This is a genomic window from Microlunatus sp. M237 (genome assembly GCF_056896895.1).
This window is the reverse complement of the sequence record NZ_JBXHBL010000003.1, coordinates 271,047-283,886: the sequence shown is the minus strand read 5'-3', so window position 1 is coordinate 283,886 and position 12,840 is coordinate 271,047. Positions and strand designations below refer to the sequence as shown.

Annotated in this window: 16 protein-coding genes; 10 read left to right on the top strand and 6 right to left on the bottom strand. The window is 69.6% G+C overall.

The window, feature by feature from the left end; translation table 11 throughout:
• The first annotated feature begins 1 nt into the window (after nt 1).
• Both AC1XX3_RS12390 and AC1XX3_RS12385 read left to right on the top strand, forming a co-directional pair.
• Complete coding sequence (locus AC1XX3_RS12390) at nt 2-964, top strand: amino acid ABC transporter permease (RefSeq protein WP_483321450.1); 963 nt, start codon at nt 2-4, stop codon at nt 962-964.
• 77 nt (nt 965-1,041) lie between these two features.
• Nucleotides 1,042-1,857, top strand: a complete 816-nt coding sequence (locus tag AC1XX3_RS12385) for an amino acid ABC transporter ATP-binding protein (protein WP_483322094.1) — start codon at nt 1,042-1,044, stop codon at nt 1,855-1,857.
• 14 nt (nt 1,858-1,871) lie between these two features.
• Here AC1XX3_RS12385 and AC1XX3_RS12380 read toward each other — a convergent pair whose 3' ends face one another.
• Nucleotides 1,872-2,288, bottom strand: a complete 417-nt coding sequence (locus AC1XX3_RS12380; RefSeq protein ID WP_483321449.1) for a hypothetical protein — start codon at nt 2,286-2,288, stop codon at nt 1,872-1,874.
• A 238-nt stretch (nt 2,289-2,526) separates the two neighbouring features.
• Here AC1XX3_RS12380 and AC1XX3_RS12375 point away from each other — a divergent pair, with 238 nt between their 5' ends.
• On the top strand, nt 2,527-2,778 hold the full coding sequence (locus tag AC1XX3_RS12375; protein WP_179757867.1) for a WhiB family transcriptional regulator: 252 nt from the start codon (nt 2,527-2,529) through the stop codon (nt 2,776-2,778).
• Nucleotides 2,779-2,889: 111 nt separating this feature from the next.
• On the opposite strand, the gene AC1XX3_RS12370 is transcribed toward AC1XX3_RS12375, so the two are convergent.
• Nucleotides 2,890-4,356, bottom strand: coding sequence for a sensor histidine kinase (locus AC1XX3_RS12370; RefSeq protein ID WP_483321448.1), 1,467 nt, complete (start codon nt 4,354-4,356; stop codon nt 2,890-2,892).
• Nucleotides 4,357-4,546: 190 nt separating this feature from the next.
• Here AC1XX3_RS12370 and AC1XX3_RS12365 point away from each other — a divergent pair, with 190 nt between their 5' ends.
• Nucleotides 4,547-4,621 (top strand): 50S ribosomal protein bL37, encoded by a 75-nt coding sequence (locus AC1XX3_RS12365; protein ID WP_369797015.1) that lies wholly within the window; start codon nt 4,547-4,549, stop codon nt 4,619-4,621.
• A gap of 84 nt (nt 4,622-4,705) precedes the next feature.
• Here AC1XX3_RS12365 and rsrA read toward each other — a convergent pair whose 3' ends face one another.
• The 4 genes from rsrA to AC1XX3_RS12345 all read right to left on the bottom strand — a co-directional run bounded on the left by rsrA (nt 4,706) and on the right by AC1XX3_RS12345 (nt 7,274).
• A complete protein-coding gene (rsrA, locus tag AC1XX3_RS12360; protein ID WP_483321447.1) occupies nt 4,706-4,984 on the bottom strand; it encodes a mycothiol system anti-sigma-R factor in 279 nt (92 codons plus the stop codon).
• Nucleotides 4,981-5,643 carry a sigma-70 family RNA polymerase sigma factor gene (locus AC1XX3_RS12355; protein WP_483321446.1) on the bottom strand — a complete coding sequence of 221 codons (663 nt, stop codon included), beginning with the start codon at nt 5,641-5,643 and terminating at the stop codon, nt 4,981-4,983. Before AC1XX3_RS12355 ends, rsrA begins: the two co-directional genes overlap by 4 nt.
• A gap of 111 nt (nt 5,644-5,754) precedes the next feature.
• Nucleotides 5,755-6,459: an alpha/beta hydrolase family protein gene (locus tag AC1XX3_RS12350; RefSeq protein ID WP_483321445.1), complete on the bottom strand. Its 705-nt coding sequence runs from the start codon at nt 6,457-6,459 to the stop codon at nt 5,755-5,757.
• Entirely contained in the window at nt 6,456-7,274 is an 819-nt protein-coding gene (locus tag AC1XX3_RS12345; RefSeq protein WP_483321444.1) for an SOS response-associated peptidase, read from the bottom strand. The genes AC1XX3_RS12350 and AC1XX3_RS12345 overlap by 4 nt, the downstream gene beginning before the upstream one ends.
• A gap of 174 nt (nt 7,275-7,448) precedes the next feature.
• Here AC1XX3_RS12345 and AC1XX3_RS12340 point away from each other — a divergent pair, with 174 nt between their 5' ends.
• The 6 genes from AC1XX3_RS12340 (at nt 7,449) to AC1XX3_RS12315 (ending at nt 12,776) form a co-directional block, all read left to right on the top strand.
• Nucleotides 7,449-8,228 (top strand): DoxX family protein, encoded by a 780-nt coding sequence (locus tag AC1XX3_RS12340; RefSeq protein WP_483321443.1) that lies wholly within the window; start codon nt 7,449-7,451, stop codon nt 8,226-8,228.
• A 98-nt stretch (nt 8,229-8,326) separates the two neighbouring features.
• Nucleotides 8,327-9,661, top strand: a complete 1,335-nt coding sequence (aroA, locus tag AC1XX3_RS12335; protein WP_483321442.1) for a 3-phosphoshikimate 1-carboxyvinyltransferase — start codon at nt 8,327-8,329, stop codon at nt 9,659-9,661.
• Nucleotides 9,658-10,638: a ribosome small subunit-dependent GTPase A gene (rsgA, locus tag AC1XX3_RS12330; protein WP_483321441.1), complete on the top strand. Its 981-nt coding sequence runs from the start codon at nt 9,658-9,660 to the stop codon at nt 10,636-10,638. Before aroA ends, rsgA begins: the two co-directional genes overlap by 4 nt.
• A gap of 10 nt (nt 10,639-10,648) precedes the next feature.
• On the top strand, nt 10,649-11,515 hold the full coding sequence (locus tag AC1XX3_RS12325; protein ID WP_483321440.1) for an inositol monophosphatase family protein: 867 nt from the start codon (nt 10,649-10,651) through the stop codon (nt 11,513-11,515).
• 116 nt (nt 11,516-11,631) lie between these two features.
• Nucleotides 11,632-12,297 carry an SRPBCC family protein gene (locus AC1XX3_RS12320; RefSeq protein ID WP_483321439.1) on the top strand — a complete coding sequence of 222 codons (666 nt, stop codon included), beginning with the start codon at nt 11,632-11,634 and terminating at the stop codon, nt 12,295-12,297.
• The gene (locus AC1XX3_RS12315; protein WP_483321438.1) at nt 12,294-12,776 is read left to right on the top strand and encodes an NUDIX hydrolase; all 483 of its coding nucleotides are present in this window, start codon (nt 12,294-12,296) and stop codon (nt 12,774-12,776) included. The genes AC1XX3_RS12320 and AC1XX3_RS12315 overlap by 4 nt, the downstream gene beginning before the upstream one ends.
• Nucleotides 12,777-12,840 lie beyond the last annotated feature (64 nt).

The window sequence follows — 12,840 nt, the reverse complement described above, 5'->3', positions numbered from 1 at the left end:
GATGACGGCCACACCGGGCACCGAGGAACGGCCGGGACTGATCTCGGCCGTTCCGGTTCGCCACTACGGGCGCTGGGTGGCCGTCGCGGTGATCACCGTGCTGCTGCTGATGCTGCTCAACATGCTGATCTTCAACCCGGTCTTCGACTGGGCGTTCGTGCTGCAGGTGATGAACCAGCGACCGGTGATCGAAGGACTGCTCAAGGGCACGCTGCTGGTGACCTTCGCCACCATGGTCGTCGGTGTGGTGGGCGGGGTGATCCTGGCCGTCATGCGGCTGTCCAGCAACCCGGTGCTGCGCGCCGTGTCGTGGGCCTATACCTGGTTCTTCCGTTCGATCCCGCGGATCGTGCTGTTGACGATCATGGGCGCGGGGATGGGGCTGATCTTCCCCGAGGGCATCGCGCTCGGCTTTCCCTTCGACTGGAAGCTGATCGAGTGGTTCGGGCTGTCGGGTGACTGGCGGTTCTTCACCATCGACGCCAACCTGCTGTTCAGCGGCTTCGTCGGTGCGGTGATCGGCTTGGGCGCCTCCGAGGCGGCGTACATGGCCGAGATCGCGCGGGCCGGCATCCTCAGCGTCGACAAGGGTCAGACCGAGGCGGCCCAGGCGCTGGGGATGAAGCCGCGGCAGGCGATGATCAGGATCGTCCTGCCGCAGGCGATGCGGGTGATCGTGCCGCCGACCGGCAACGAGACGATCGCCATGATGAAGGACACCTCACTGCTGATCGCGCTGCCGCTGACCGCGGAGCTGTTCTACCAGGTCGGCGCCATCGGCAGCAGGACCTATCAGATCGTGCCCTCCTACCTGGCGGCGGTGGTGTACTACCTGGTCATCACCAGCATCTTCATGGTCGGCCAGTCCTACCTGGAACGTCACTTCGGTCGCGGCTTCGGCGCCACGGTCCGCTCGGACAAGGAGCTGGCCACCGTCGGCCTGGCGGCGGGGAGTGCCAAGTGAGCAATCCGGCGAGTCACGTCCCGGCCGCGTCCACCACCTCCCTCGGGGCTGACCGGACCGAACCCAGCGCCACCCCGTTGGTCCGGGCTGTCAATGTCAGCAAGACCTTCGGCAGCAACGAGGTGCTCAAGGGCGTGGACCTCACCGTCGACACCGGCGAGGTGGTCTGCCTCCTCGGTCCGAGCGGCTCGGGCAAGACAACCTTCCTGCGGCTGATCAACCAGATGGAGATCCTCACCGGTGGCCGGATCTGGGTCGGTGGCGAGCTGATCGGCATCGAGGAGCGCAAGGGCCGGCTGCACCGCCGCACCGACGCCGACATCGCCCGCCAGCGGGCGCGGATCGGGATGGTCTTCCAGCGGTTCAACCTCTTCCCGCACAAGACCGCCCTGGAGAACATCATCGAGGCCCCGACCCAGGTGAAGCGGCTCTCCAAGCGGGAGGCCCGCGCCCAAGGGCTTGAGCTGCTGGAGATGGTCGGGCTGGCCGATCGGGCCAACTTCTATCCCTCCCAGCTGTCCGGTGGCCAGCAGCAGCGGGTGGCCATCGCCCGCGCGTTGGCGATGAAGCCGGAGCTGATGCTCTTCGACGAGCCGACCTCGGCGCTGGACCCCGAGCTGGTCGGGGAGGTGCTCGGGGTGATGCGACGCCTGGCCGACGAGGGCACCACGATGATCGTGGTCACCCATGAGATGAGCTTCGCCCGCGAGGTGGCCGACCGGGTGGTCTTCATGGACCAGGGTGTGGTGGTCGAGGAGGGCTCGCCGGCGCAGGTGCTGCTTCACCCGCGCGAGGAGCGGACGCAGACGTTCTTGCGGCGGGTCAGGCAGGAGGCCGAGACCGAGGCTCAGCACGACCTCACGGTGGCGCAGACCATCGCGGTTGAGGACTGATCCTTCCGCCGTCGTCAGGGCGCCGGCGGTCCGTCTGCGCCTTCCTCCGGGTCGGTCAGGAACACCCGGGTCGATGAGGGGAGCACGAGGCAGACCAGCACGAGCAGCGACGACAGGCCGAGGGCCAGGGCCACCCCCCAGGTGGCGCCGTCGCGGAAGCTCCAGGCGATCGGCAGGTGCAGCAGCTGCGTGGCCACCCCGGGTCCACGGCTCCACCGACGCCCGAGCGCGACGCCACGGGCGATCGCTGCCAAGAACGCGCCGTACGCGAACATCAGCACAGCGGTGCCGGCGCCGACCACGAACCTGGCCATCCGGATCTCGGTGACCTCGATCACGCCGAACACCACGCACACCACCGCTTCGACGCTGAGCACGGCCGCGGCGAGGAACAAGATCCGGGTTCGTATCGTTGAGGAGGTGGATGTCACGGCCGACACTCTACGGCGCGCTGCACTTGACATCGACAAGCGAGGCGACCGGCAACCGGGGCGCGAAGTCGTAACACGGTTGGAATGTGAGCCAGTCAACGCAGATTGCTCTTGTTTTGGTAGCGAATAGTTGAAAGTGTTGACACCGAGTCGGTGCGTTCGCCGTCGAGGGCACCGACAACGCATGAGATCTTGAGGGCGGCACTCGCCCGAGAGCCTAGATAGGAGTGAGTACGCCATGGATTGGCGCCATAAGGCCGCCTGTCTGGATGAGGATCCGGAGCTGTTCTTCCCGATTGGGAACACCGGCCCCGCCCTTCTCCAGATCGAAGAGGCCAAGCAAGTATGCCGGCGATGCGATGTGAAGGACGCTTGCCTGCAGTGGGCGCTGGAAGCAGGACAGGATCATGGTGTTTGGGGCGGACTGAGCGAGGACGAGCGACGCGCACTCAAGCGGCGTGCAGCTCGAGCACGAATTCGAACCGCATAATCATCTGAATCAATAATCCAGCAAGCGCGAAGGCGTCGGGCCAGTGGCCCGGCGCCTTTTTTCGTTGACCCCGCCGGTCGCGCACCGGCCGCTGCCGACTCCTGGCCCGGCTCAGCGCCGCAGCAGCGGGATGTCGATGACTGCTCGGGTCCCGCGCCCCGCTGGGTTGGGACCGAGCTCGACGGTGCCCTCGAGATCCTCGACCAGCGTCGACACGATGGACAGGCCCAGGCTGCGGGACTTGCGCCAGTCGAAGTCGGGCGGCAGGCCTCGCCCGTCGTCCAGGATCTCGACCCGCAGCCGGCCGTCCGCCGTGCTCGGCAGCACCCGCAGCTCACCCGAGGTGTCGGCCAGCCCGTGCTCGACAGCGTTCTGACACAGCTCGGTGATGACCATCGAGAGCCCGGTGGCCAGATCCGCCGACACCACCCCGAAGGTGCCGATCCGCTTGGCGGAGACGGCGCCCGAGGCCGCCGCCACGTCGCCGACCATCCGCAGCAGCCCGTCGGCCACCTTGTCGAACTCCACCTGCTCGTCGAACGCCTGGGACAGCGTCTCGTGCACGATGGCGATCGAGGCGACCCGGGACATGGCGTCGTTCAGAGCGACCTTGGCCTCCGAGGAGGACATCCGGCGCGCCTGCATCCGCAGCAGCGCGGCCACCGTCTGCAGGTTGTTCTTCACCCGGTGGTGGATCTCGCGGATGGTGGCGTCCTTGGTGACCAGCTCGCGCTCGCGGCTGCGCAGGTCGCTCACGTCGCGACACAGCACGATGGCCCCGAGCCGTTCGCCGTCGCGGACCAGCGGCAGCACCCGGATCAGCAGGTGGGCGTCGCCCAGGACCGCCTCGGTGCGGCGTGGGCTGCGCCCGGACAGCACCGACTCCAGCGAGTCGTCGACCGGTCCCGACGGCTTCGGCAGCATGGTGACTGTCAAGGTGGCCAGGTGCTCGTCGATCAGGTCGCCGATCAGCCCGAGCCGGCGGTAGGCGCTGAGCGCGTTCGGGCTGGCGTACTCGACCACCCCGTCGCGGTCGAGCCGGATGAAGCCATCGCCGACCCTCGGCGAGATGGCCTGGTCGGTGTGGTCGGCAGCGGTGGGGAACGTACCGGCGGCGAACATCTGCGCCAGCTCGGTCGCCGTGCGCAGGTAGGACTGCTCCAACGAGCTCGGCGCCCGCACGCCCAGCTGGCTGGTGTGCTGCTCCATCACCGCGATCACCCGGTCCCCCATCGTCACCGGCACGGCGTGCACCGCGACCGGGATACCGGCCTGGAGCTTGCCGTCGCTGGTATGGGTGGTCTGGCCCGACATGAACGCCTCGGACACCAGGTGCTCGGGCGAGTACGCGATCAGGTCCCCCACCACGTCATCGACCAAGGCGGTCGGTGCTGTGGTCGGCCGAATCTGAGCCGCAGCCCAGAACACGTTCTCGTCGTGGTCCGGCACCCACAGCACGAGGTCGGAGAACGACAGGTCAGCCAGCAGCTGCCACTCGGAGACCACGAGCTTGAGACGTTCCTGGTCGGCTTCGTCGAGCGGGGAGTGCTCGGCGATGATCTCAGACATCGAAGGCATGCCTGACACCCTAGTCGGGCGCCCCGGGCACGCCGCGGGCGAGAGGCGGCGGGATCAGGTTCTCATCTCGTGCGCGTTCGTGGCAGAATGGACGACCGTGCCCACCGGCACGGACACGCCGTCCTTGTGACGCGACCGAGGTTCACGCCTCGATGCGCCACGGTGGACTACTACGACTGAGGAGGCTCAGATGGGCAAGACTGGCCGCAAGCGCCGCGCCCGCAGGAAGAAGGGCGCGAACCACGGCAAGCGCCCCAACGCCTGACGGTCGTTGCAGACGACGAAACCCCCATGATGGTCTCCATCATGGGGGCTTCTTGTCGTGCGGGTCGTAGTCGGTGCGGGTGGGTCAGGCCTCGCTGATCGCCTGCTGCCGGGCCACGGTCAGCCGCGCCAGCACCTTGTCCCGCAGCTGCGAGGGAGCCGTGTCGCCGCCGCAGCACTTGCCCACCAGTGACTTCACCGCCTGCTCGACGTCGTACTTGTGAAGGCAGGGCTCGCAGGCTGCCAGGTGCTCGCGGATCGCGTCGCCGCTGGCGTCGTCGAGCTCGTGGTCGATGAACTCATAGACCCGCTCGAGGACATGGGCGCAGTCGTCGACATCGTCGGGCCCGGTGTTCGCGTTCATCGCGTGCTCCCCTCGCTCCGCAGCAGTCCCCGCTCGGTGGCGTAGTCGGCCAGCAGCCTGCGCAGCTGGGTCCGACCACGGTTCAACCGGGACATCACGGTCCCGATCGGTGTTCCCATGATCTCGGCAATCTCCTTGTAGGAGAAGCCCTCCACGTCAGCCAGATAGACCGCCAGCCGGAAGTCCGGAGCCAGCTGCTGCAGCGCCTCCTTGACGTCGGAGTCTGGCAGGTTCTCCAGCGCCACCATCTCGGCGGACTTCAGGCCACTCGACGTGTGCGACTCCGCGCGGGCCAGCTGCCAGTCCTGCACCTCCGCTCCGTCGGAGAGCTGCGGCTGGCGCTGCTTCTTGCGGTAGGAGTTGATGTAGGTGTTGGTCAGGATCCGGTAGAGCCAGGCCTTGAGGTTCGTGCCCGGCGTGAACTGGTGGAACGAGGAGTACGCCTTGGCGTACGTCTCTTGCACCACGTCCTCCGCGTCGGCCGGGTTACGCGTCATCCGCAGCGCCGCGGCGTACAGCTGGTCGAGGAACTGCATCGCGTCCGCCTCGAACCGCGCGTGCCGCTGGTCCGGCGTCTCAGACTCGATGCTCGCGACGTCGTCGGTGATCTCGGGTAGCTCCGCGGACTGGTGGGCCGTCGAAGAAGTGGGAATGGTCATCACATACGAGAGTACCGGCGAACTCGCCGCAGGTCCCCCGTGCGCCGGGTCCGGCCGGGAGAGAAGTCTTTCTGCTGCGCTCACGACGACTACAACGTCGGCGAGCAGACCTTATTCCCGCGCTCGGCCGGGATCGACGGGCAGCCGGTCGAGGAAGGCGGCCACCGCAGCGACGACGCGCTCGCGCAGGTCCGCCGGGCTGAACGTCGCGCGGCTCGGGACCCGGAAGCCGTGGTCCGCCCCCGGCAGCTCGACCAGCTCGACCTCGCCGGGTTCCGCGACGTCGGCCAGCGCCGCCCGGACGTCGTCCGGACCCCCGAACGTGTCACGGCTGCCCTGGAGCACCAGCCGCGGAGCCGAGGGCGCCGCCAGCTCGCTGACCCGCGAGCGCTCCGGTCGACCGGGCGGGTGCAGGGGGAAGGCCAGGCACACCACCCCGACCGCTCCCAGGGCGTCGGCCGTGCGGCAGGCGACCCTGGCACCGGCACTGCGCCCGCCCAGCACCAGCGGGCCGGCGCCGGCCGACGCCGCCACCACGCCGACGGCGGCGTTCCAGGCTTCGTCCAGCCGCGGTGGCGCGACGGCGACCTTGCGTCCAGCCGTCCGCCACGGCTGCTCGAACCGGACGACAGAGATTCCGCGCGGCGGCAGGGCGCGGGCGAGCAGGGCCAGGTCGGCGGCGTCGACCCCGCCGCCGGCGCCGTGCCCGAGCACCAGCGTCAGTCGCGGCTGAGTCGCGGCGTCGACGAAGAGCCGGCCGGGCCCGACGGGGGTGTCCACCTCCAGCACGGCCGAGGAAGCTCCGGTCGTGCTCACAGCAGGCGGTCCTGCTCCTGCTCGCCGGCCGCTGCCGGCCGATGATCATCGCGCACGTTCTCGTCGCTCAGGTCCTCGGTCAGCGGTTCGATCAGCGACGGATCGTTGTTCTGCACCCGGTTCACCGCTGTGGACACCGCATAGGCCTCCAGCGAGTCGGCCTCGGTGACCTGCAGCAGCTCCAGCGCAGCGTCGGCGTCGGTGAGCTTCGGGTCCAGCCACGCGTCGTAGCGGTCGGAGCCGATCACCATCGGCATCCGGTCGTGGATGTGCCCGAGGGCGTCCGTCGCCTGGGTGGTGATGACCGCACAGGTGCGCAGCCAGGCCGAGTCATCGGTGCGGTCCTTCGTCGGGTCGCGCCAGATCTCGTAGATGCCGGCCATCACCAGTGGCCGACCGTCGCTGCGGTGGATGAAGAAGGGCTGCTTGCGGCCTTTCACCGGTCGACCCAGGGCCGTGGTCGCGGCCTCCGGGGTGTACCACTCGTAATATCCGTCGGCCGGCAGCAGACAGCGCCGGGCCGTGAACGCCTTGCGGAACGACGGTTTCACCGCGACCGTCTCCAGCCGGGCGTTGATCATCTTGGCGCCGCCGGTGGCCGCCTTGGACCAGGAGGGCACCAGGCCCCAGACCAGCGGACCGAGGCGGCGCACCACCTGGTCGGAGTCTCGAACGCGCCGCTCGAACACCGCCGGGACGCCCACGGTGGGGGCGATGTTGTAGTCCGGAACGCCGAGGCCGTCGACGATCTCGTCCACCTCGAATTCCTCTGCGAGGTCCTCCGGGCTGGCTGATGAGGCGTAGCGACCGCACATGCGGCTCACGGTAGCCCAGACCACCGACAGTGGAGAACCTCGATCCGAGCTTTCGTCGCCCGGCCGTCGACCGGTGATCAGCACGGGCTCGCTGGCGGACAAGTTCGCACCTGGCGTGCGACAAGTCCGGCCCTCTCTTCAACAAGACTGGTCGGGGCGGCTAGGTTTATCCCCATGACCTTGCTGCGCGCCGCTGCCCGGACCCTGCTCGCCTCCCACTTCATCGTGAGTGGGGTCAAATCCGTCAAGAACCCGTACCCCCTGGTGCCGGCGGCCGAGCCGCTGACCGACAAGCTGGTCCCGCTGGCCAAGCGGTATGCACCGGAGCAGATCGCCGCCGCGATCCCCGAGGACACCGCCACCCTGGTCCGGATCAACGGCGCGATGCAGCTCGCCGGTGGGCTCGCCCTGGCGAGCGGGAAGGGTCGCCGGCTCGGCGCCGCCCTGCTCGCTGCGTCGCAGGTGCCGAGCACCCTGGCCAACCACCCGTTCTGGACCCGGCAGACCTCCGAAGAGCGGGCGACCGACCGGGCGCAGTTCATTCGGGACGCCAGCCTGCTCGGTGGCGCGTTGCTGGCTTCGATGGACACCGAAGGCCGGCCGAGCCTGGCCTGGCGCGCGCACCGCGGTGGCACCGCGATCGCCAAGGACACCCGTAAGTCGGTCAACCGCCTCTCCAAGGACACCCGCGGCATCACCGACCAGGCCCTGGCCGAGGGTGCGGTGCTGGTCGGCGCCGTCGTCGCCGGCAGCCGCCGGGCGAAGAAGAAGGCGGCCAAGCAGCTCAAGCAGAGCACCAAGGACCGCAAGCGCGCCCAGGCCGCGGCGGCTTCGCTGGCCAAGGACACCCGCGCCCGCGCCGCACAGGCGGCCAAGGATGCGAAGAAGGAAGCGCGCAAGCTGAACAAGAAGATGGGCAAGGTCGCCAAGAACATCCAGCTCGGTGAGAACTAGGTTCGAACACCCAGCTCGGTGAGAACCGGGTCCAGCGCGCGGGCCGGAGAGCTCCTCGGAGCGTCCGGTCCGCAGCGCGGCAAGTTAGACTCCTGCGCGTGTCGACACCTCTGCAGCCCTGGCGAGCACCCCTCGCCGACTTCCCGATCGAAGCGACGGTTCGCATCCCCGGCTCCAAGTCGGAGACCAACCGTGCCCTGGTGCTGGCGGCGCTAGCGGACGGCCCGTCCACCATCACCGGCGGGCTCGAAGCCCGCGACACCGAGCTGATGCGAGCAGCGCTGCGTACCCTCGGGGTGGTGATCACCGAGTCCGGTGACTCGTGGCACGTCGAGCCACCCGCACAGTTCGCCGCCGGGGGCACGATCGACTGCGGCCTGGCCGGTACGGTGATGCGCTTCGTGCCACCGTTGGCGGCCCTGGCCGACGGCCCAGTGGGTTTCGACGCCGACGAGCAGGCGTACGCCCGGCCGATGGGCGTCATCCTCCAGGCCCTGGCCGCGCTCGGTGCCTCGGTCGAGGCTCCCCAGCTGTCCCTGCCGTTCACCATCACCGGCCGCCCCGACCTGCCCGGTGGCGTGGTGACGGTGGACGCCTCCACCTCGAGCCAGTTCATCTCCGCCCTGTTGCTGGCCGGCGCCCGATACGCAGGCGGCGTCGATATCCGCCACGACGGCAAGCAGATCCCCTCGCTGCCGCACATCGCGATGACCGTGGCGATGCTCCGCGACCGTGGCGTGACGGTGGACGACTCCGAGCCCGACCGCTGGGTGGTCTCCCCCGGTCCCATCGCGGCCCGCGACGTGGTGATCGAACCCGACCTGTCCAATGCAGCGCCGTTCCTCGCCGCCGCCGCCATCACCGGTGGACGCGTGACGGTGGCCGGCTGGCCCAGCCACACCCACCAGCCAGGTGACCAGCTGCGCGAGCTGCTGCAGCGGTTCGGTGCCGAGGTGGAGCTCGACCAGCGCGGGCTGACCGTTCGAGGCACCGACCAGATCCACGCCGTCGACCTGGATCTGAGCGAGGTCAGCGAGCTCACCCCGGTGCTCGCAGCCGTGGCCGCGCTGGGTGACGGCACCAGCCACCTCCGCGGCGTCGCTCACATCCGCGGACACGAGACTGACCGGCTTGCCGCGCTCGAGGCCGACCTCGACGGTCTCGGCGCGCACGTCAGCCAGACCCAGGACGGGCTCACCATCCATCCCCGGCTGCTCGGCGGCAACCTCTGGCGCACCTACGCCGATCACCGGATGGCCCAGGCCGGCGCCCTGCTGGGCCTGGTCGTCGAAGACGTCGAGCTGGACGACATCGGCTGCACCAGCAAGACGATGCCCGAGTTCGCGGTGCTGTGGTCACAGATGCTGAACGACTCCGCGGCCGCCTCCGAGGCCGAGATCGCGCTCGAGCAGTCCACGGAGACGCCTTCGTGACCTCCCGCGACCTGCGCACCGACGAGCACGAGGGCTATGACCGACCGCGTCGTCGGACCAAGCCCCGCACCAAGGACCGCCCGGACTACTCTCAGGCCGAGATCGGCATGGTCATCACCGTCGACCGCGGTCGCTATCGCTGTCTGGTCGACGGCCGCGACGTCAGTGCCACCAAGGCTCGCCAGCTCGGCCGCAAGGGGGTCATCGTCGGCGACCGGGTACGGATCGTCGGCGACACCTCCGGCGAGGAGGGCACCCTGGCCCGGATCGTCGAGGTGACCGAGCGGGATACCGTGCTCCGCCGCACCGCCGATGACGACGACCCGTTCGAGCGGCCGATCGTGGCCAACGCCGACCAGCTGGTGATCGTCACCGCACTCGCCGACCCGCCGCCGCGGACCGGCATGATCGACCGGATCCTGGTGGCCGGGTTCGAGGCCGGCCTGACCCCACTGCTCTGTCTGACCAAGGCCGATCTCGCCTCCCCCGATGAGCTGGTCGCAGCGTACGAACCGCTGGGGGTCCGGGTCACCACCGTCCAGCCCGGCAGCGACCTCAGCGACCTGCGGTCCTTCCTGCAGGGCCACCGCAGCGTCTTCGTCGGCCACTCCGGGGTGGGCAAGTCGACCCTGGTCAATGCCTTGATCCCCGGCGTCGACCGGGCGATCGGGGTGGTCAACGAGGTCACCGGTCGCGGTCGGCACACCTCCACCTCCGCCATCGCGCTCCGGCTGCCCGACGATGCCGGCTGGGTGATCGACACTCCCGGCGTACGTTCCTTCGGGCTCAGCCATGTCACCCCGGATCGGATCATCGCCGCCTTCGGTGACCTGGCGGCCTTCAGCAACGACTGTCCACGGGGCTGCACCCACCAGACCGGGGCCGTGCAGTGCGCGCTGGACGAGGCGGTGGCCCGGGGCGAACTTTCTGCCGTCCGGCTGGAGTCGTTTCGGCGCATGATCAGCTCGCACCAGTAGCGTAAGCGGCATGCCTGATGCTCCCCAGTCCGCGGCCTACCGCGGACTCACCGACGACCTCCGCCTGGCCCATCTGCTTGCCGACGACGCCGACTCCATCACCATGAGCCGGTTCAAGGCGCTCGACCTGCACGTCACGGCCAAGCCGGACCTGACGCCGGTGACCGACGCCGACACGGCGGTCGAGGAGGCACTGCGGCGTACGCTCGGACGGGCCCGTCCCCGCGACGCGGTCCACGGCGAGGAGATGGCCGACACCGGGTGGGGTCCGCGACGCTGGGTGATCGACCCGATCGACGGCACCAAGAACTTCGTCCGCGGCGTCCCGGTCTGGGCCACCCTGATCGCGCTGATGATCAACGACGAGGTGGTGGTCGGGGTGGTCAGCGCCCCCGCCCTGGGTCGCCGGTGGTGGGCCAGCCTCGGCGGTGGCGCCTACAGCGGCAAGTCGTTGATGTCGGCCTCACCGTGCCACGTCTCCGACGTCTCCCGGATCGACGACGCCTCGCTCAGCTATTCCTCGGTGAGCAGCTGGGTCGAGTCCGGCTACGGCCAGGAGTTCGTCGACCTGCTGCGCGAATGCTGGCGGACCCGGGCGTACGGCGACTTCTGGTCCTACATGCTGCTGGCCGAGGGCGCGGTCGACCTCGCCTGCGAACCGGAGCTCGCCCTGCACGACATGGCGGCCTGCTCCATCGTCGTCACCGAGGCCGGGGGCCAGTTCACCGACGTCGCCGGCGTTCCCGGCCCGCGGGGCGAGGGAGCGTTCGCGAGCAACGGCCGACTGCACGCCGCCCTGCTCGACCGGTTCGCCGCTGCGGACGACGAGGCCGACCAGGTCCCGATCACGGCTGCAGACGCCGCTCCGCGGGACTGAGCATCTAGTCGGACCTGCGCAGCGCTGCCCCCGAGAGTGCCGGCCCCGGCTGTTCTCGGGACGGCGGCAGGGGTGGGCGCCGCTCGACGTCGGGCGACACTGCGCCACAATGAGGCATGGATCTGACCCATCGCTTCAGTGTCCCGGCTCCGATCGACGCGGTCTGGACCGTCTTCAACCGCCTCGATCTGCTCGCGCCGTGCTTCCCCGGTGCGGTCGTGGAGTCGATCGACGGCGACACCTTTACCGGCACCGTCAAGGTGAAGTTCGGCCCCGTCACCATGGCCTACGAGGGCAGTGGCCGGTTCCTGGAGCGACAGGTCGGCCGTCGCCGGATCGTGCTGGAGGCCCAGGCCAAGGACCGCCGTGGCAACGGCACCGCCAGCACCACGGTGGTCGTACGACTGCACGACAACGGGGTGGACACCGACGTCACGCTGGAGAGTGACGTGTCGATGAGCGGCAAACCTGCCCAGTTCGGCCAGGAGGTCGTCCAGGAGGTCAGCGACCGGCTGATGGACCAGTTCGTCAGCTGCGTCAGCCCGCGGTTCGCCGCTGGGCTCGGGGAGGGCGAGTCGATCCCGTCGGCACCCGGGCTGCGCTACACCCCACCGAGCGCCGGGGCCAACGGTCATCTCGACCTGACGGGTTCCACCGTGGTGGTGATGCTTCGTCGCTACGCCCCCGGCGTCCTCGTGGCCGTGGGGCTGGCCACCGCCATCGGTCTGGCTCTCGGTCGCCGCGCCACCCCACCCGAGCCGGAGCCCCGGCCCACGCGGTGAACCCTGATCCTGGGCCCGTCGCCGCGGTGCGGGTCCCCTTCCTCGTCAACGTCTGCGTCGCGCTGCACCGCGGGCCGGCCTGGCTGCTCACCGTCCGCGGGCCGAACGTCGCCCATGCCCCGGGCACGGTCGGGCTGATCGGTGGTCACGTCGAGCCGACCGACCCGGCCGACGACGTGCTGGAGTCGGCGGTACGGCGGGAGGCGTGGGAGGAGGTCGGGGTGGACCTGACCGGGGCTGCGCTGCACTATCTGGAGAGCGTGCACTTCGTCTCCGATGCCGGAGCTCGGGTGGTCAACGTCACCTTCGTCGCCGAGCTGCCGGCCGGCGCCGAGCCGGAGCTGCGCGTTCCCGACGAGCTGGCCGCGATCGGCTGGTGGACCGCGGCCGAGCTGGAGCGCGAACCCGCCTGCCCACCGTGGACGCTGGCCACCGTCCGCAGGGCGGCCGCCACCGTGAGTCCGAAGGCGACGTTTTAGTCGCCCCGGGTGATCAGGAGGCGACGGAGTCGCCCCGGGTGATCAGGAGCGACCCCGCCACCGG

Bases quoted from the DNA above. Each gene is read 5' to 3' on its own strand.
- AC1XX3_RS12390 (WP_483321450.1), top strand. From the start codon at position 2: ATGACGGCCACACCGGGCACCGAGGAACGGCCGGGACTGATCTCGGCC.
- AC1XX3_RS12375 (WP_179757867.1), top strand. From the start codon at position 2,527: ATGGATTGGCGCCATAAGGCCGCCTGTCTGGATGAGGATCCGGAGCTG.
- AC1XX3_RS12370 (WP_483321448.1), bottom strand. From the start codon at position 4,356: ATGCCTTCGATGTCTGAGATCATCGCCGAGCACTCCCCGCTCGACGAA.
- rsrA (WP_483321447.1), bottom strand. From the start codon at position 4,984: ATGAACGCGAACACCGGGCCCGACGATGTCGACGACTGCGCCCATGTC.
- AC1XX3_RS12355 (WP_483321446.1), bottom strand. From the start codon at position 5,643: ATGACCATTCCCACTTCTTCGACGGCCCACCAGTCCGCGGAGCTACCC.
- AC1XX3_RS12345 (WP_483321444.1), bottom strand. From the start codon at position 7,274: ATGTGCGGTCGCTACGCCTCATCAGCCAGCCCGGAGGACCTCGCAGAG.
- AC1XX3_RS12340 (WP_483321443.1), top strand. From the start codon at position 7,449: ATGACCTTGCTGCGCGCCGCTGCCCGGACCCTGCTCGCCTCCCACTTC.
- AC1XX3_RS12325 (WP_483321440.1), top strand. From the start codon at position 10,649: ATGCCTGATGCTCCCCAGTCCGCGGCCTACCGCGGACTCACCGACGAC.
- AC1XX3_RS12320 (WP_483321439.1), top strand. From the start codon at position 11,632: ATGGATCTGACCCATCGCTTCAGTGTCCCGGCTCCGATCGACGCGGTC.